This window comes from Micromonospora sp. A202 (assembly GCF_006715105.1).
Lineage (GTDB): Bacteria > Actinomycetota > Actinomycetes > Mycobacteriales > Micromonosporaceae > Micromonospora > Micromonospora zamorensis.
In genome coordinates this window covers 1,692,379-1,707,773 of sequence record NZ_VFMP01000001.1, presented here as the reverse complement: position 1 = coordinate 1,707,773, position 15,395 = coordinate 1,692,379, and the positions used below count along the sequence as shown (strand labels likewise).

The window sequence follows — 15,395 nt, the reverse complement described above, 5'->3', positions numbered from 1 at the left end:
CGATGACACAGAGCTCCACCACCGCACGAGACCAGGGTGGGGCGGCGAAGGCCACCCCACCCGGGCCTCCCCCGTCCCGTGCCCGCCGGCGCAGCCGATGGCCGGCATGGGGCTTCCTGGCACCCGTCACCATCTACCTGTTGGCCTTCTACGCCTACCCGCTCTACCGCAACGTCGAGCTCAGCCTGCGCGAGTACACCGTCCGCTCGTTCGTGCAGGGCGGCGCACCCTTCGCCGGCCTGGACAACTACCGGACCGTGCTGACCGACCCGGCCTTCGGGCCGACGCTGACGCACACAGTGGTCTTCACCGCCGCGTCGCTCGCCTTCCAGTTCACCATCGGCATGGCCCTGGCCCTCTTCTTCCACCAGCACTTCCCGCTGTCGCGCACGCTGCGGGCGCTGATCCTCGTACCGTGGCTGCTGCCACTGATCGTGTCGGCGTCGACCTGGTCGTGGCTGCTCAACAGCGACTCGGGGCTGGTCAACGCCGCGCTCGGTGTCGTCGGCATCAACCCGGTCAACTGGCTCACCTCGCCGGGCTGGTCGCTTACCTCGGTGATCATCGCGAACATCTGGATCGGCATCCCGTTCAACCTGGTGGTGCTCTACAGCGGCCTACAGGCGATCCCCACCGAGATGTACGAGGCGTCGGCGCTCGACGGCGCGACGGGATGGCAGCGGTTCTGGTCGATCACCTTCCCGTTGCTGCGCCCCGTCTCCGCGATCACGCTGTTGCTGGGGTTGATCTACACACTGAAGGTCTTCGACATCGTCTGGATCATGACCAGAGGCGGGCCGACCGGCTCCTCGGCCACGCTCGCGACCTGGTCGTACCGCCTCGGCTTCGGCAACCTCCTGCCCGAGTTCGGCCCGGGCGCGGCCGTCGGCAACCTGCTCATCGTGATGGCCCTGATCGCCGGGCTCGTCTACATCTGGATCGAGCGAAGGCAGCACCTACGATGACCACATCAACGCCTCGGGCCTGGTGGAAGACCGGTGTCGGTCTGGTGCTGACCGGGCTAATGCTCTTCCCCGTCTACTGGATGATCAACGTGTCGTTCACCCGGGACCGGGACATGCGGGCCAGTCCCCCGCACCTGATCCCGACCAACGGCACGTTGGACGGCTACCGGGCGGTGCTCGACCAGCAACTGCCGTACCTCGGGACCAGCTTCCTGGTCGGCCTCGGCACTGTGGTGCTGACCGTGGCGCTGGCCGCTCCCGCCGGGTACGCGCTGGCGAAGCTCCGGCCGCCCGGCGGCCCGGCGCTGAGCTTCGTGCTGCTGATCGCGCAGATGATCCCGGGGATCATCATGGCGATGGGCTTCTACGCCATCTATCTCACCCTCGGCATCCTCAACACGCTGCCCGGCCTGATCCTGGCCGACACGACACTCGCGGTGCCGTTCGGCGTACTGATCTTCACGGCCTTCATGTCCGGAATTCCCGACGAGCTGCTCCAGGCGGCCGTGGTCGACGGCGCTGGCCGGCTGCGGACCTTCTGGTCGGTCGTGCTGCCGGTGAGCCGCAACTCGATCGTCACGGTGTCGCTGTTCGCGTTCCTGTGGTCCTGGTCGGACTTCATCTTCGCCTCGACCCTCGCCGGCGGCGGCGACCACCAGCCGATCACCCTCGGCATCTACCACTACATCGGCAACAACAACCAGCAGTGGAACGCCATCATGGCCACCGCCGTCGTCGCCTCCATCCCGGCGGCCGCGCTGCTGATCCTGGCCCAGCGGTACGTCTCGATGGGCGTGACCGCCGGCGCCGTCAAGGACTGACCACCCACGCGGTCGAGGATTCACCACCCGCACCACAGAAAGGCACCCGCCACCCATGACCGTCGCCCCGTCCGGTCCGGAGTTCGCAATCCAGGACATCCCGTTCAGCTACCGCGGTTCCTGGTTCAACATCTCCCCGGTGGTAGCCGAGAAGACGTACGCCGAGGACCTGCACCTGGTCTCCCACCAGACGGGGATGCATCCGGTGCTGCGCCTGTCCCCCACGGTCGCCGGCACCACTGTCGTCGCCACACCCGCGCTGCTGACCTGGCGTGACGGCACCGGTCGGATCGAGGCCGTCTACGACGGACCGGACACCCTGCGGATCCGGGGCCGAGGGCTCGGTCTGCGGGTGGCCGCCGCCGCGCGCACCCTCACACCGTTCAGCGGCACCTACCTGTACCTGGACCCGCTCGACGGGTCACACGTGTTCACCTCGTACGAGACGGGTCGCCGCTACCGGGTCACGGTGCTCTCGGGCACTCTCGCGCGGACCGACGGCGCGGAGGCGCTCGGCACCGCCGACCGCTCACTGGACCTGCCGGGCGACCAGCCCTGGGAGATCGCGGTCGAGGAGTTCGCCACCGCCCGCCGCCCGTACGCCGGATCGGTCACCTTCGAGCAGTTGCGCCGGGACCGGACCGCTGAGTTCACCGCGTTCGTCGACGCGATCGCGCCGTGGCGCGGTGCGGAGACCCCGGCCGCCGAGCTGGCCGCGTACGTCCTGTGGTCAGCCACCGTCGCCCCGGCGGGCTTCGTCACCCGACCGGCGGTCCTGATGTCCAAGCACTGGATGGACAAGGTCTGGAGCTGGGACCACTGCTTCAACGCGATCGCCCTGGCCGCCGGTGCGCCGGAGCTGGCCTGGCACCAGTTCCATCTGCCCTTCGACCACCAGGACGAGGCCGGCGCGCTGCCCGACTCGGTCACCCACTCCGAGGTCCTGCACAACTACGTCAAGCCCCCCATCCACGGCTGGGCCCTGCGACACCTGCGCCGACGACTTCCCCAGCCACCGGACCGGGCGGCGCTGGCGCAGACATACGACCGGCTTGCCCGCTGGACCCGCTTCTGGCTCGACGCCCGTCGAGCCCCCGGCCAGGACCTGCCCCACTACCAGCACGGCAATGACAGCGGCTGGGACAACGCGACCACCTTCGACGCCGGCCGGGTCCTCCAGACGGCCGACCTCGCCGCGTTCCTGGTCTCGCAGCTCCGCTGCCTCGCGGACCTCGCCACCGAGCTGGGCGAGCCGGCCGAGCCGTGGTCCCGGGAGGCCGACCGGATCTGCGCGGCCCTGCTACGGGACCTGTGGGACGGCGAACGCTTCACCGCCCGCAGCCCCCGCACCGGCCGACGGAGGGCCAGCCGCAGCCTGCTCGACCTGATGCCCATCGCGCTCGGGGCCGACCTGCCGGCACCGGTCGCGGCAGCGCTGGCGCGGGGCGTCGAAACCCACCTGACCACCCACGGGCTGGCCACCGAACCGACGGATTCGGCTCACTACGTCGCCGACGGCTACTGGCGCGGGCCAATCTGGGCGCCCGCCACCGTTCTGGTCGAGGACGGTCTGCGGCGGGCCGGCCAGAGCCGGATGGCCGACGACATCAGTCGACGATTCCTCGCCCTGTGTGAGAAGTCCGGGTTCGCGGAGAACTTCGACGCCGAGACCGGAGCCGGGCTGCGCGACCGCGCCTACACCTGGACCGCCAGCAGCTATCTCATCCTCGCCGCCGCGCAGGAGCAACGGCGGGCAACGGGAGGCTAGGGCGGGATCAGCGGGCCCGGACCGGGCCGGTGCTGGAGCGCAACGAGATGGGCGGGCTGTATAGCCGGTGTCGTGGCACGGCCCCGCGCTCGGCGATGTTCTCCAGAAGCAGCGACACCGCCTCGGCGCCCATCTCGACCATCGGCACGTCGGCAGCGGTCAACGGTGGGCGGAAATCCTCCGCCCAGTGCTGGGCAGCGACGCCGGTGACGGAGAAGTCGCCGGGCACGGACAACCCGGCGCCGGTCAACGCGCGCTGCATTCCGGGCAGCGCTGCCTCGTTGATGGTGGCCACCGCCGTGACGGCCGGGTGCGTCACGAGCAGCTGCTCGACGCACGCCTCGCCGGAGGCCGTGTCGTCGCCGCAGCAGACCTCCACACCGGTCAGGCCTCGTTCCTCGGCAGCCGCCCGGAACCCGGCCAGCGCCCGATGGCTGGGGCCGTAACCCGCGGCGACCAGCTCGGCGGAGCGGTTCACGAGGGCCACCTGCCGGTGCCCCAGATCGGCCAGGTGGTGCACGCACCGGGCGATCAACCCGGCGTAGTCGATGTCGATCCAGCTCATGCCGTGTGGTTCGGCCGTCCGCCCGATCGTGACGAACGGCAGGCCGGCCTTCGTCAGCCGAGTTACCCGCTCGTCCTCCAGGCGTATCTCCATGAGCACCACGCCGTCGACCCGACGCCCGGTGACGATCCGCTCGAACGACCGGTCGTGGTCGCCACCGGACGGCGACAGCAGCACATCGAGGTCGTGGCGAGCGGCCGCCTCGACGACGCTGGCGACGAAGCCCAACTGCATGTCGGTCAACCGTTGGCTCGCCGGAGGGATCACCAGCCCGAGGGTGCGGGTGCGGCCCTCCTTCAACGCGCGGGCGCTGGCGTTCGGCCGATAGTCCAGCTCGTCGATGACCGCCTGGATCCGTTGCCGGGTCGCCTCCGACACCGTCCGTTTTCCGCTCAGCACGTAGGACACGGTGCTGCGGGAAACCCCGGCCCGGCGAGCGATCTCCCCGATGTTCATAGACCGCCCTCGAATCGAATCTTGCCCCGACACGGGACGCACCAGGCTGCGCTGACGAGCATATCCACCGGACGCTCGACAACCGTGCCGGCTCTGCGAGGTGTGCGGAGCCGGCACGAGCGACGACCCGTTCGAGCGTCAGCGGGTGCTGCCTGACGTCGATGCCGCACCGCGGGCCTGACTGGCCCCTCCTGAGCGCTTGAGCATGTACGACCCGCCGGCAACGAAGACGACGCCGAGGACGATCCCGACGAGATTGCCCTCGGCCAGACTGGAGAAGACCGCCAGAATGCCGATGATGACTGCCACTCCGCCGAGAAATCGCATGAAGTAGCCGCCGACAGACTTGACCCGTTCATTCGTCATGGTCTTTCTGTGCCCGGCATGCCAGTCCGACAAACGGGCGGGGGCAGCCAACGCCGAGGGCGGACCCACCCGCTCCGGTGGGCCGTATAGTGCCCGGGTGGACAGGGACAAGGTCCGGCAGGCATACGCGTCCGTCTCGGAGCTGTACATCGGGCTGTTCGGCAGCCGCGAGCAGGTGAACCCGGCCGACCTCTCGTTCATCGGCCGGCATCTGGGGACTCGGGCGGGCAGGGTGCTCGATCTGGGGTGTGGCCCCGGCCATCTCACCGGTTACCTGCGTTCGCTGGGCGTCGACGCGGCGGGGATCGACCTGGTAACCGAGTTCCTCGCCCACGCGCGGGCCGCCCACCCGGACGTCGAGTTCCAGCTCGGGTCGCTGGAGAACCTCGACGTCGCCAGCGGCTCCCTCGACGGCATCCTCGCGTGGTACTCGACGATCCATCTGCCGCCGCAGGAGCTGGACGGCGTCCTCAACGAGTTCCGGCGAGCGATCGCCTCGGCCGGGACGGTGGTGCTGGGCGTGTTCGTCGCCGACGAGGTCGGCGCCTTCGACCACAAGGTGGTCACCGCCTACCGCTGGCCCCTGGACGAGATCTCCGAGCGACTCAGCCGGGCCGGCTTCAAGGAGGTCGAGCGCCTGGAGCGACCGCGAGAAGGCGACCAGCGACCGCATGCCGCCATCGCGGCGATCGCGGTGTGAAGGTCGAGCCCTTCGTGCTCAGCCGTGCAAGGGCGGGGAGGCCCCTGCGTCACGCCATCTCATTGAGGTGCCGCAGCAGGCGATGCGGCAGAGCTGTGGTGCGCCGGCCTGACGCAGAACTCGTTGCCGTCCGGGTCCGCCAGCACGACTGCGCCGTCCTGAGCGACATCGAGTCGGGTGGCGCCTAACGAGACCAGCTCGTCGACCGTCGCCTGCTGGTCCCCAGCGGCCGGGACCAGTTCGAAACGCTGCCGGTTCGGCTCGGTTCTCGGGGCCACCGGCGAGCCCGCCCATGCGATCTTGGTGCCGCCGCGTGGTGACTGGATCGCGGTCTCCTCGTCCTGGTCCCACACCAGCGGCCAGCCCAGCACGTTGCTCCAGAACAGGCCGACGTCCCGGGTGCCGTCGCAGGTAAGCTCACCGAGGAAGCCGCATCCGGCGAGGTAGGCGTTGCCCGGCTCGATCACGCAGAACGCGTAGCCCGCGGGGTCGACCAGGACGACGTGCCTCTCCTCGGGTCGTTGCCCAACGTCGAGGTGGCGGCCACCCAGCTTCAACGCCGCCGCCACCGTGTGCTGCTGCTCGTCGAGATCAGCGCTGGTCAGGTGCAGGTGCATGCGGTTCGCGCCGAGCTGACCAGCGCGGCCCGGAACGAACCGAAGAGCAAGCTGGGCGTCCTCGCCCGGCAGGAGCGCACCGACGGCGTCCTCGAAGACCTCCCGGCCGAGCAGAGCGGACCAGAACTGGGCCGCACGAGCCGGGTCGTCCGCCTCGACGGTCACTGCCAGCAGTCGCGAACGCATCACCAGACCCTAGACACCGCCCAGGCAGGGCGACAAAGGCATTAACGTCCTGGTGCGCGTACCGGAGGAGGGCTTGCTCTCCGCCGCGCAGCACCGCGCCGCGCAGCACCGCGCCGCGACATCGCACACGGCGGGCAGGCGGCAGTTTGTTACTGCCGGCCACCGGCCGCGACGACGACCCGCCCCTCACGTCAGTTGGTGATCACCGGCCAGGCGTAGGCGAGCAGGGCGCACGCCGCACCCAGAAGCGCGAGTGAGACGCCCCGGGTGGGCAGGGGCAGGGCAGCGAGCACGATGAGAATGACGGCGACGATGTAAAGAAATGCCTGGATCGACATGGGGCTCTCCTCGATCATGGGGATTGATGGCGGCTGACTGTAACCCCCGGAGAGCCACCGCGCTCAGTCGTATCATTTCGGCCGTGACCTCTGCGCTCGGGAACCTCTCTGCCCAGCAGCGGGCGTTGGTGGACCGGTGGCTGCCGAACGCGATCGTCGAGAGAGACCACAGTTGGGGCCTGACGACGACCACCGTCGTCGAAATGACCCACGCCGGGTCACGATTCATCGTCAAAGCCGCCGGCCCTGACGACCACCACATCCAACGAGAACTCCATGCCCACCTCAACTGGTTGCACCCCTGGACCAGCCGGGGACGCGCGCCTGCCCTGGTGCACGGCAGCGCGGACGCGAAGGTCCTCGTCACCCGGTACCTGCCCGGTGAGCTGGTGCTGGGCAGCGCGCACGCCGACGACCCCGCCGTGTATCGGCAGGCGGGCGAGTTGCTGGCCCTGCTGCACGCGCAGAGTGTCGTCGTGGACGACGACTACGAGAGGCGCGAGAACGAGAAGTCACTGGCGTGGCTGCGCCAACCACACCGGATCGCCGCGGCCACCGCGGAGCGCCTACGAGCCGAGATCGGGACCTGGTCGACACCACCCGCGACCCTGGTGCCCACCCATGGGGACTGGCAGCCCCGAAACTGGATTGTCCACCACGACGTCGTGGGCATCATCGACTTCGGCCGTGCGGCAATGCGTCCCGCGTCCACGGATTTCGCCCGGCTCGCCGTCCAGGACTTCAACCGCAACCCGAACCTCGAACCGGCGTTCCTCGACGGGTACGGGCCGGATCCGCGCGATGCGGGTGCATGGCACCGTGACCGGGTCCGCGCGGCGATAGGCACGGCCGTCTGGGCCCACCGCGTGGGCGACGAACCATTCGAAGCGCAGGGCCATCGAATGATCGCGGAAGCGCTCTCGTCCTCCCGGGCATGACGACAACCCGTGCTGTCCCTGCCGTACCAGCGGTGATCGGGCAGCATGGTCGTCATGAGTTCGGTTGTCATGCTCCGGCGCTACCCGCTCAAGAGCGCTCAAGGCGAGGCACTCACGGCGGTCGAGGTCGAGCCGACCGGTCTGCGCGGCGATCGGGCGTGGGCCTGCATCGATCGCCTGGACGGGACGGTGGGCAGCGCAAAACATCCACGACGATGGGGTCGCCTGTGCGGTGTCGCCGCCACGACACACGTCGACGGCGCCGAGACGACGGTGACGCTGAACGTCGACGGCACCTCCCTGCGAGCCGGCAGCGCTGCGGCAGATGCCGCACTGAGCAGGCACCTGGGCCGCCCGGTGCGGCTGAGCCGGGAGCTGCCGCCTGACGCGCGGCTGCACCGGACGTTGCCCGACGAGGTCGGCATGGTGCCGGACTGGATGAGCGGCACCCGGCCCGGCCAGGAAACCATCACGACGATCGCGGGCACCGAACGGGTCGGCCGGTTCGTCGATTTCGGCGCCGTCCACATCGTGACCACCGGTGCGCTGGATCTGCTGGGCCAGCGCACCGGAGGCGCCAGTGTGGCCGCGGCGCGCTTTCGACCGAACCTGGTCATCGACGCACCCGGTGACCCGGAACCGGGGCAGGAGCTACGTCTGGGCGACGTCGTGCTCCGGGTTACCCTGCCCACCCCGAGGTGCGTCATTCCCGGCCTGCCCCAGGCCGACCTGCCGGCGGACCGCTCGGTGCTGAGCGCCCTGGCTCGGCACTACCGCGTCCCGGTCGCCGGGCTCGGGCACGCCGCCTGCTTCGGGACGTACGCCGATGTCGTCCAACCAGGCCGACTCCGCCTGGGGCAGCGCGTCCGCTAGGACCCCGTTCGATCCGTGGACGGCCGGTGGCCTCCGTGGGACGCGAGCAGCGCCTCCGCCACGATCTCAGCGTCGGCCTCTGCGACGTCGGCCGGATACTCCGGCAGCAGGTCGTCCCAGACGGGCAGCCACGACCCAAAGAACTGGGCCTGCCCTTCGGGCCGGGCGAAGAACCAGATGTGCAGGTGGGCGCCACCATCGCCGATGCGATACAGGTGAGCCCGCGAGATGTGCGGCAGCGCCTGCATGTGGCGAACGATGCGGGTGCCCAACAGCCCCAGTTCGGCGGCCAGCTCGTCCGGCAGGTCCGCCATGTCGTAGTGGTCACGCGGATGCAGCATGAGTACGAGCGGGACGCCCACGCCCGAGATCCGGGCCAGTCGCCAGTGGTCGTTCCACCAGATGCCCTTGTCCCGGTCGCGGCACGCGTCACAGTCCGACGGGTCCTCACCGTGGCGCGGGAGCTCCGGGAGCACCGGCGGGCGCAGGGGCGTTACGCGCAACCCGTCCGGCTCGAAGGGACTGATCTCCCAGCCCGTCATCCGTGCCAACGGAAGCCGACGCTCGCTGTCCGCGGCGGCGATTGCGTGGTCGTAGAACTCGTCCGGTCGCAAAGCCATGCGGCGAAGACTAGCCCGGGAGGAATCCCCGTGATCGACAGGCTCTCAGGACGGTCACGACACGCCACCCGGCGTCGTCACGTCCGACGGTCGTGGCCTTCCGCCAAGGACCTGATGTGCGCTGCCCGCTGCCTCAGCAGGCGTCGCAGATACGGCGCGACCAGCACCCGGACGCCCACCGCTCCCAGCGGCCCCCAGGGTGCGCTCATCGTCACGCGGTCGGTCATCCGCGTCCCACCGCCGTCGAGGCCCTGGAAGTGGTGCTCATGACGGAAGGCGCTGAAAGGACCCCGTGTCTGCTCGTCAACGAAGCGGTGGGGCCGTTCATAGACGGTGATCCGGCTGGTCATGCACCAGCGCAGACCCAGATGGCGAGCGCGGAAGGTGACCTCGTCCCCGAGCGTGAGGAGACGACGTCCGGTGCTGGTGGTGGCCGTCTCCTGGCTGCCGCGCAGGGACGCGGCGTGCACGTCCACATCGAGTTCCAGGTCGAACACCACGTCCGGGGCAGCGTCGATGACGGACACGATCTCGATCAACACCGGCACGTCGGCAGCTTAGAGCAACGTGGTGAGCGTTTCCCCCGGCCGCTCGTGACGCCCGGTCGGCGGCACGAGCGCATACCTGGCGCAAACCGGCCTTGAGGATCGGAACCGTCTGCGACGATGTGAACGCCAGGGGCGTGGATCGGCAGTGCGTGGAATTTCCGCGAGGGACGTGCAGATAAAGGCAACGGTTTACCAGAACTTCGCTGCCGTGATGACGGCAGGACCAAAGTTCTGCTGCACCCCGACGGTCGACACTGGAAAGCACTCGCTTCTCAGGACGTGCTGATCGGCGTGCCCCACTGCCGTCCGCCGCCGCGGTCGTCGAGCCGGGCGCTGCAAGGGTTCATGGCCTACTCCCCAGCTGGCGTTGGTGACGACGGACGGCGACGAGCCCGGCTAGCGGTGAGGAGCAGCGATGACCCACAGTGAAGAGCACCGCCCGCAGATCGTCGTCGGGCTGGTGGCGACCCCGCCGGATCATCCGGCCCGGGTGGCCGCGCGGCTCACCGCCGAGCTGGCCGGCGGGCTCCGCGAGCGGGTGAACGCGGACGTGCGGTGGACTGTCCGGGAAGGCTGGGGCGAGGTGGCGCCGCGCCGCGACGGTGGTGTCGAGGCGCTGCTCGACGATCTTGCTCGGCGGCGTGCCGAAGACCAGTGGGACGTCGCAATCTGCCTGACCGACCTGCCGCTGCATGTCGAGCGGGCGCCGCTGGTCGCGCAGACCTCCGCTCGGCGGCGAGTCGCGGTGGTGTCCCTGCCCGCGCTGGGACTGAATCAGCTACGAGCGGCCCGCGCGGCCGTTCCGAATCTGGTGAGCCGGCTGCTGAGCGATGCTTCGGACCAGCGGGTGCCGCAGGCCGGCTGGGCACCGCCCGAGATGGCGAGCAGGGTTCCCGCCATCCACCGGATGGTCGGCGAGGCCGACGCCGGGGAACGAAGCTACGTCGCCTCGCGGTTCATCGGCCGGGTGCGGCTGTTGACCGGCATGGTCCGAGCCAACCGCCCGGGGCGAGCCCTGCTGGGCCTGTCCAAGCTGCTGGTCGGCGCGTTCGGCACGGCCGCGTTCGCGCTCACCACGGACACCATTTGGCAGATGGGCGATGCCCTCGGCGGACTCCGGCTCGCGGTGATCATGCTTCTCGGGCTGTCGGCGTTGGTGACCTGGCTGATCGTCGCGCACAACCTGTGGGAGAAACCGGACCGGGAGACACCGGCTGAGCTGTCACGGCTGTTCAACCTGGGTACGATCCTCACCCTCGCTCTGGCGACGGGGCTGTCCTACGTGGTGCTGTTCGCTGGAACGGTGCTCGTCGGGGCGCTGCTGATCGACACATCGGTGCTGGAACAGGTCTTGCAGCGGCCAGTCAACGTCACCGACTATCTGACGCTCGCCTGGATCACCAGCTCGCTGGCCACCGTCGGCGGCGCGATCGGCTCGGGGCTGGAGAACGAGGAAACAGTCCGGGCTGCCGCTTACGGCTACCACCCCGAACCCGATGGCTGGCGGGACGAGAAAGACGGGCAACCCCACAGTAGGAGGTGAGTGGGCGCGTGGTCTGCGGGTCAGGGCTGGTACTGACTGCGCGTGCGCGGCAGCCACTGGGGATGATGGTCGCGCAGGTACGCGACGAGCCCCTCGCGCAGGTCGCAGCGCAGGTCCCAGGCGCTGGCGCCGTCGGCGGCCGAGGCCTGCACCTGGATGACCGCCGTCTGAGGGGTGGAGTCGACCATCTGGAGCACCCACTGGCTGCGATCCCACAACGGTGAGGACTCGACCAGCCGGCGCGCCTCGCGGCGCAGGTCGTCCAGGTCGGCGGTGTGGTCGACATGGATCTGGATTTTGCCGACGACCCGGGACACGTTCCGGGTCCAGTTCTGGAACGGCCGCTCGGTAAAATACGTGGTTGGCAGAATGAGCGTCCGCTCGTCCCAGAGCCGGATCACCACGTTGGTCAGCTTCACCTCTTCGACTCGGCCCCATTCGCCGTCCACCACCAGCACGTCGTCGACATGCAGACCGTCGGCGAAGGCGACCTGGATGCCGGCGAACGCGTTGCCGAGCGCGGTTCGGGCGGAGAGGCCGATCAGTGCGCCGACCACTCCTGCCGACGTCAGCACGGAGATACCGAAGAGGCGTACCGGCCGGAAGGTGATCAGGATCAGGCCGATCGCGACGATCGTGACCACGGCGACGGTGAGCCGCCGCACGGGGCGGATCTGCGTCCGAGCCCGCCGGACCCGCCGGCTGGTGGCCACATCGCCGGGCAGTCGGCTGAACGCGAGCGCCTCGGCGACGTGCAACGCCTTGATCACCAGCCAGGCCCCGGCCACGATCAAAGCCACCAGGACCACGTGCCGCAGATGACGTTGCCACCCGGCCGGTCCCAACGGCAGCGCGTAGTGCAACGCCGCGGCCAATAGGACGGCTGCCGCCGGGCGGCGGCAGGCTTGCCGCAGCGGCTCCAGCAACCACCGGTAACGGCCACGGGCTACGCGGCGGACCAGCAGGCCAAAGATCAGGTCCACGATCACTACCGCCGCCAGCGCGACCACTACGATCATCGCGGTACGCATCAGAGGACGTTCACCGCAATCCCGATGCCAGCTTCCCCCGGCTCCCTGCCCTGTCCACGTGCCCAGGGTGCCATCCGGTCCGATCGTGGGCAGCCAACATCGACAACCATTGGTGAACCGCATGCCGGATCCCCGGGTCGGTCGTCGTCGGTGACTGTGCAGGACGTGTCACACCCTGCGCCTGGTTTCCCGAGATCCATGAGATGCCGGTGAGTAGGCCCACGCAGTAACGGACAACGACAGACCCGGTTGCGGAATGGGCCCTGATCATGGCCTCAAGCGACGCAGAACTCGTTGCCCTCGGGGTCGAGCATGACGACGTGCCCGAGGACATCGCCGTGCCACTCCTCGCGGACCACCGTCGCACCGGCGGCGACCAGATCGGGCACTTTCTGCCGGATCAACAGGGTGCGCTCGGCCATGTCACCGGCGCCCGGACCGGCGACTCGGATGTCGATGTGCATGCGATTCTTGGCAGACTTGCCCTCGGGCACCTTGAGAAACGCAATGGCGGGGCCCCGGCCGTCCGGGTCGACGATGGACGCGTTGTCGGGCTCGTCAAAGCCGGGCTCATTGACATAGCCGAGGGCCAACGCCCAGAAAGCAGCGATCCGCTGGGGATCGTCGGCATCACATCCCAGGGTCCAAAGAGTGCCCACCGCGCCAACGTACCCTGTTGCTCCCAGCAGGCACGGCCAGCGCAGTCCGACCAGTCGGAACGAACACCTAGCGCGTGGTGGCGCGGGCGGCGGTGTCGATGAGGTCTGCGACCGGGCCGGGTTGAGAGACCGCCACGGCGTGGGACGCCTCAATCTCAACCGTCGTGGAGCCGGCCCGCTTGGCCAGGAAGCGCTGGAGGTCCGGCGGAATCCCCATGTCCTGGGTGGTGATCAGGGTCCAGGACGGGATCGTCTTCCAGGCGGCCCTGGTCACGCTCTCCGTCTGGGCGGCCTCGGTGGGCGGCCGCTGCGTCACCGCCATCAGCTCAGCGGTGTCGGGGTCGACGTCGGCGGCGAAAACCGCAGGGAATTTCTCCTGATAGATGTACTGCTCCATGGACGTGCCGCCCTCGTCGAGGGGGTACGGCACCATCTTGACGGAAGTGAGGAGCGCGCTTCCCGGGAACTTCGTGACCAGGTCGGCCACGCTCTCGCCGACGTCCGGGCTCACGCTGGCGACGTACACCAGAGCCTTGACGTTGGAGGCACCATCGGCAGCCTCGGTCATCACTGATCCGCCGTATGAATGAGCGGCCATCACGACCCGGCCGGACACGGTGTCTACGACAGATCGAACGTACGCCGCGTCCTTGTGCACACCGCGGAGCGGGTTCGCGACGGCGATGACCGGATAGCCCCGACCCTTGAGGTGAGCGATCACTCCGTTCCAACTCGACGAGTCGGCGAATGCGCCATGAACAAGCACGATGGTGGGCATCCCAGCGTCCTGGGCGGACATGTCAGATGCAGCGTTCATCGCGGCATTCCTTCCGAGCTGGCGGCCGTCGTACCGGCCCGCAGTTTCGGCTGTGGGAACGGTGCAGCACCCAGTATTCAAGGCGGCTCAGACCTCTGTCAGCGAGATCTGGAATGCCAGCTGTACAACTCGACGACGCGGGGCGAGCGCTTGGTTGCACCGTCACCGGCCGTATGTCTCCAGCAGCCGTAGCCAGACCTCGCTGACGGTCGGGTATGCCGGAACCGCGTGCCACAGCCGGTCCAGCGGAACCTCGCCGACGACGGCGATGGTCGCGGCATGGATCAGTTCCGCGACGTCCGGGCCGGCGAGGGTGAAGCCGATGATCACCTTTCGATCCTCGTCGACGACCATTCGGGCGTGCCCCTTGTAGCCATCGGCGTGCAGGGACGATCCGGCGACAGAGCCCAGGTCGTAATCCACGACCCGGATCCGCAGTCCGGCCGCCGCAGCCGCAGCTGCGGTCAGCCCGACCGACGCGACCTCCGGATCGGTGAAGATCACCTGCGGCACCGCACGCTCATCAGCCGTCACCGCATGACGGCCCCACTGACCGTCCTCGACCTTCTCACCCCTCGCCCGGGCCACGATCACGTCGCCCGCCGCGCGCGCCTGATACTTGCCCTGATGGGTCAGCAGCATTCGCCGGTTCACATCACCGGCGGCGTACAACCATCCCCCGCCGCCGACGACGCGCAGCGTGTCGTCGACCGCCAGCCAGACACCCGGCGCCCGCCCAACGTTCTCCAGTCCGATGTCCTGGGTGTTCGGGATACGACCGACTGCCACCAGCACCTCGTCGGCTTCAACCTGCTCACCGTCGGCCGTATCGACGTGGACGGTTCCGCTGTCGTCGCGGCTGACGGAGACGGCATTCGCGCCGAGGCGTACCGACACACCGGCCTCGCGCAACGACTCCGTGACCAACTCCCCCGCGAACGGCTCTGCCGACGGCAGCACACCGTCACGGGCCAGCACCGTCACCGAAGATCCCAGGGCGCCGAACGCGGTCGCCATCTCAGCCGCCACCACACCACCACCGATGATCGCGAGCCGGCGGGGCACCGAGGCGGCCGAGGCGGCCTCGCGACTGGACCACGGCGCCGCCTCCCGCAGGCCTGGAATATCCGGCAGCAGAGCGCTACTCCCGGTCGCGACGACCACCGCGTGCCGCGCGGTCAGCGTGACCGTCACGCCGTCGACCCCCGTCACCTGGACGACCCGAGTCGAACGGATTCGCCCCTGCCCGCGGTGCAGCGCGATCCCCGCCGACTCAAGCCAGGACACCTGCCCGTCGTCCTTCCACTGCGACGCGAAGGAGTCCCGGCGTCCGAGCACCGCTGCGGCGTCCAGGCGTCCCGTCACCGCTTCCCGCGCACCCGGCAGTTGGCGAGCCGCCCGCAACGCGGACGCGCTACGCAGCAACGCCTTGGTCGGCATGCAGGCCCAGTACGAGCACTCCCCGCCGACCAACTCCCGCTCGACGATGGCGGCGGTCAGGCCGCCCTGCACGACCCGGTCAGCGACGTTCTCCCCAACCGGACCGGCACCGATCACGACGACGTCGTACTCGAAGGCGGTCAT

At 69.2% G+C, this 15,395-nt stretch carries 17 protein-coding genes; 7 read left to right on the top strand and 10 right to left on the bottom strand.

Going from position 1 to position 15,395, the window contains the following annotated elements; genetic code table 11:
- The first annotated feature begins 2 nt into the window (after positions 1-2).
- Genes FBZ33_RS07965 through FBZ33_RS07955 form a run of 3 tightly spaced genes read left to right on the top strand, consistent with a single transcriptional unit; the run spans position 3 to position 3,554 of the window.
- Positions 3-965: a carbohydrate ABC transporter permease gene (locus tag FBZ33_RS07965; protein WP_255508762.1), complete on the top strand. Its 963-nt coding sequence runs from the start codon at positions 3-5 to the stop codon at positions 963-965.
- Entirely contained in the window at positions 962-1,786 is an 825-nt protein-coding gene (locus FBZ33_RS07960) for a carbohydrate ABC transporter permease (protein ID WP_141908547.1), read from the top strand. The genes FBZ33_RS07965 and FBZ33_RS07960 overlap by 4 nt, the downstream gene beginning before the upstream one ends.
- A 55-nt stretch (positions 1,787-1,841) precedes the next feature.
- Complete coding sequence (locus tag FBZ33_RS07955; RefSeq protein ID WP_141908546.1) at positions 1,842-3,554, top strand: amylo-alpha-1,6-glucosidase; 1,713 nt, start codon at positions 1,842-1,844, stop codon at positions 3,552-3,554.
- Positions 3,555-3,561: 7 nt separating this feature from the next.
- Here FBZ33_RS07955 and FBZ33_RS07950 read toward each other — a convergent pair whose 3' ends face one another.
- A complete protein-coding gene (locus tag FBZ33_RS07950; RefSeq protein WP_141908545.1) occupies positions 3,562-4,575 on the bottom strand; it encodes a LacI family DNA-binding transcriptional regulator in 1,014 nt (337 codons plus the stop codon).
- 138 nt (positions 4,576-4,713) lie between these two features.
- Positions 4,714-4,941 carry a hypothetical protein gene (locus FBZ33_RS07945; protein WP_141908544.1) on the bottom strand — a complete coding sequence of 76 codons (228 nt, stop codon included), beginning with the start codon at positions 4,939-4,941 and terminating at the stop codon, positions 4,714-4,716.
- 97 nt (positions 4,942-5,038) lie between these two features.
- Between FBZ33_RS07945 and FBZ33_RS07940 the strand changes: the two genes are divergently transcribed.
- A complete protein-coding gene (locus FBZ33_RS07940; RefSeq protein ID WP_185755246.1) occupies positions 5,039-5,641 on the top strand; it encodes a bifunctional 2-polyprenyl-6-hydroxyphenol methylase/3-demethylubiquinol 3-O-methyltransferase UbiG in 603 nt (200 codons plus the stop codon).
- A 59-nt stretch (positions 5,642-5,700) separates the two neighbouring features.
- Here the strand turns inward: FBZ33_RS07940 and FBZ33_RS07935 are convergent, their stop codons facing one another.
- Together FBZ33_RS07935 and FBZ33_RS32650 are read right to left on the bottom strand one after the other, a co-directional pair.
- On the bottom strand, positions 5,701-6,444 hold the full coding sequence (locus FBZ33_RS07935; protein ID WP_185755245.1) for a VOC family protein: 744 nt from the start codon (positions 6,442-6,444) through the stop codon (positions 5,701-5,703).
- Positions 6,445-6,635: 191 nt separating this feature from the next.
- Positions 6,636-6,782: a hypothetical protein gene (locus FBZ33_RS32650; protein WP_172861983.1), complete on the bottom strand. Its 147-nt coding sequence runs from the start codon at positions 6,780-6,782 to the stop codon at positions 6,636-6,638.
- An 83-nt stretch (positions 6,783-6,865) separates the two neighbouring features.
- Between FBZ33_RS32650 and FBZ33_RS07930 the strand changes: the two genes are divergently transcribed.
- Both FBZ33_RS07930 and FBZ33_RS07925 read left to right on the top strand, forming a co-directional pair.
- Positions 6,866-7,720, top strand: a complete 855-nt coding sequence (locus tag FBZ33_RS07930) for a phosphotransferase (protein ID WP_221629439.1) — start codon at positions 6,866-6,868, stop codon at positions 7,718-7,720.
- 54 nt (positions 7,721-7,774) lie between these two features.
- Positions 7,775-8,593: an MOSC domain-containing protein gene (locus tag FBZ33_RS07925; protein WP_141908540.1), complete on the top strand. Its 819-nt coding sequence runs from the start codon at positions 7,775-7,777 to the stop codon at positions 8,591-8,593.
- On the opposite strand, the gene FBZ33_RS07920 is transcribed toward FBZ33_RS07925, so the two are convergent.
- Both FBZ33_RS07920 and FBZ33_RS07915 read right to left on the bottom strand, forming a co-directional pair.
- A complete protein-coding gene (locus FBZ33_RS07920; protein ID WP_141908539.1) occupies positions 8,590-9,213 on the bottom strand; it encodes an HIT family protein in 624 nt (207 codons plus the stop codon). The two genes, FBZ33_RS07925 and FBZ33_RS07920, sit on opposite strands and share 4 nt — an antisense overlap.
- 77 nt (positions 9,214-9,290) lie before the next feature.
- A complete protein-coding gene (locus FBZ33_RS07915) occupies positions 9,291-9,761 on the bottom strand; it encodes an SRPBCC family protein (protein ID WP_255508761.1) in 471 nt (156 codons plus the stop codon).
- 490 nt (positions 9,762-10,251) lie between these two features.
- On the opposite strand from FBZ33_RS07915, the gene FBZ33_RS07910 reads away from it, so the two are divergent.
- Positions 10,252-11,304: a hypothetical protein gene (locus FBZ33_RS07910; RefSeq protein ID WP_255508760.1), complete on the top strand. Its 1,053-nt coding sequence runs from the start codon at positions 10,252-10,254 to the stop codon at positions 11,302-11,304.
- Between the two features lie 20 nt (positions 11,305-11,324).
- Here FBZ33_RS07910 and FBZ33_RS07905 read toward each other — a convergent pair whose 3' ends face one another.
- From FBZ33_RS07905 to FBZ33_RS07890, 4 genes are all read right to left on the bottom strand, one after another.
- Complete coding sequence (locus FBZ33_RS07905; protein ID WP_141908537.1) at positions 11,325-12,335, bottom strand: mechanosensitive ion channel family protein; 1,011 nt, start codon at positions 12,333-12,335, stop codon at positions 11,325-11,327.
- 275 nt (positions 12,336-12,610) lie between these two features.
- Positions 12,611-12,994, bottom strand: coding sequence for a VOC family protein (locus FBZ33_RS07900; RefSeq protein WP_141908536.1), 384 nt, complete (start codon positions 12,992-12,994; stop codon positions 12,611-12,613).
- 67 nt (positions 12,995-13,061) lie between these two features.
- Positions 13,062-13,811, bottom strand: coding sequence for an alpha/beta hydrolase (locus FBZ33_RS07895; RefSeq protein ID WP_255508759.1), 750 nt, complete (start codon positions 13,809-13,811; stop codon positions 13,062-13,064).
- A 162-nt stretch (positions 13,812-13,973) separates the two neighbouring features.
- Positions 13,974-15,395 carry an NAD(P)/FAD-dependent oxidoreductase gene (locus tag FBZ33_RS07890; protein WP_141908535.1) on the bottom strand — a complete coding sequence of 474 codons (1,422 nt, stop codon included), beginning with the start codon at positions 15,393-15,395 and terminating at the stop codon, positions 13,974-13,976.

Bases quoted from the DNA above. Each gene is read 5' to 3' on its own strand.
- FBZ33_RS07965 (WP_255508762.1), top strand. From the start codon at position 3: ATGACACAGAGCTCCACCACCGCACGAGACCAGGGTGGGGCGGCGAAG.
- FBZ33_RS07920 (WP_141908539.1), bottom strand. From the start codon at position 9,213: ATGGCTTTGCGACCGGACGAGTTCTACGACCACGCAATCGCCGCCGCG.
- FBZ33_RS07945 (WP_141908544.1), bottom strand. From the start codon at position 4,941: ATGACGAATGAACGGGTCAAGTCTGTCGGCGGCTACTTCATGCGATTT.
- FBZ33_RS07950 (WP_141908545.1), bottom strand. From the start codon at position 4,575: ATGAACATCGGGGAGATCGCTCGCCGGGCCGGGGTTTCCCGCAGCACC.
- FBZ33_RS07925 (WP_141908540.1), top strand. From the start codon at position 7,775: ATGAGTTCGGTTGTCATGCTCCGGCGCTACCCGCTCAAGAGCGCTCAA.
- FBZ33_RS07955 (WP_141908546.1), top strand. From the start codon at position 1,842: ATGACCGTCGCCCCGTCCGGTCCGGAGTTCGCAATCCAGGACATCCCG.
- FBZ33_RS07890 (WP_141908535.1), bottom strand. From the start codon at position 15,395: ATGACCGCCTTCGAGTACGACGTCGTCGTGATCGGTGCCGGTCCGGTT.
- FBZ33_RS32650 (WP_172861983.1), bottom strand. From the start codon at position 6,782: ATGTCGATCCAGGCATTTCTTTACATCGTCGCCGTCATTCTCATCGTG.
- FBZ33_RS07960 (WP_141908547.1), top strand. From the start codon at position 962: ATGACCACATCAACGCCTCGGGCCTGGTGGAAGACCGGTGTCGGTCTG.
- FBZ33_RS07935 (WP_185755245.1), bottom strand. From the start codon at position 6,444: ATGCGTTCGCGACTGCTGGCAGTGACCGTCGAGGCGGACGACCCGGCT.
- FBZ33_RS07905 (WP_141908537.1), bottom strand. From the start codon at position 12,335: ATGCGTACCGCGATGATCGTAGTGGTCGCGCTGGCGGCGGTAGTGATC.
- FBZ33_RS07895 (WP_255508759.1), bottom strand. From the start codon at position 13,811: ATGAACGCTGCATCTGACATGTCCGCCCAGGACGCTGGGATGCCCACC.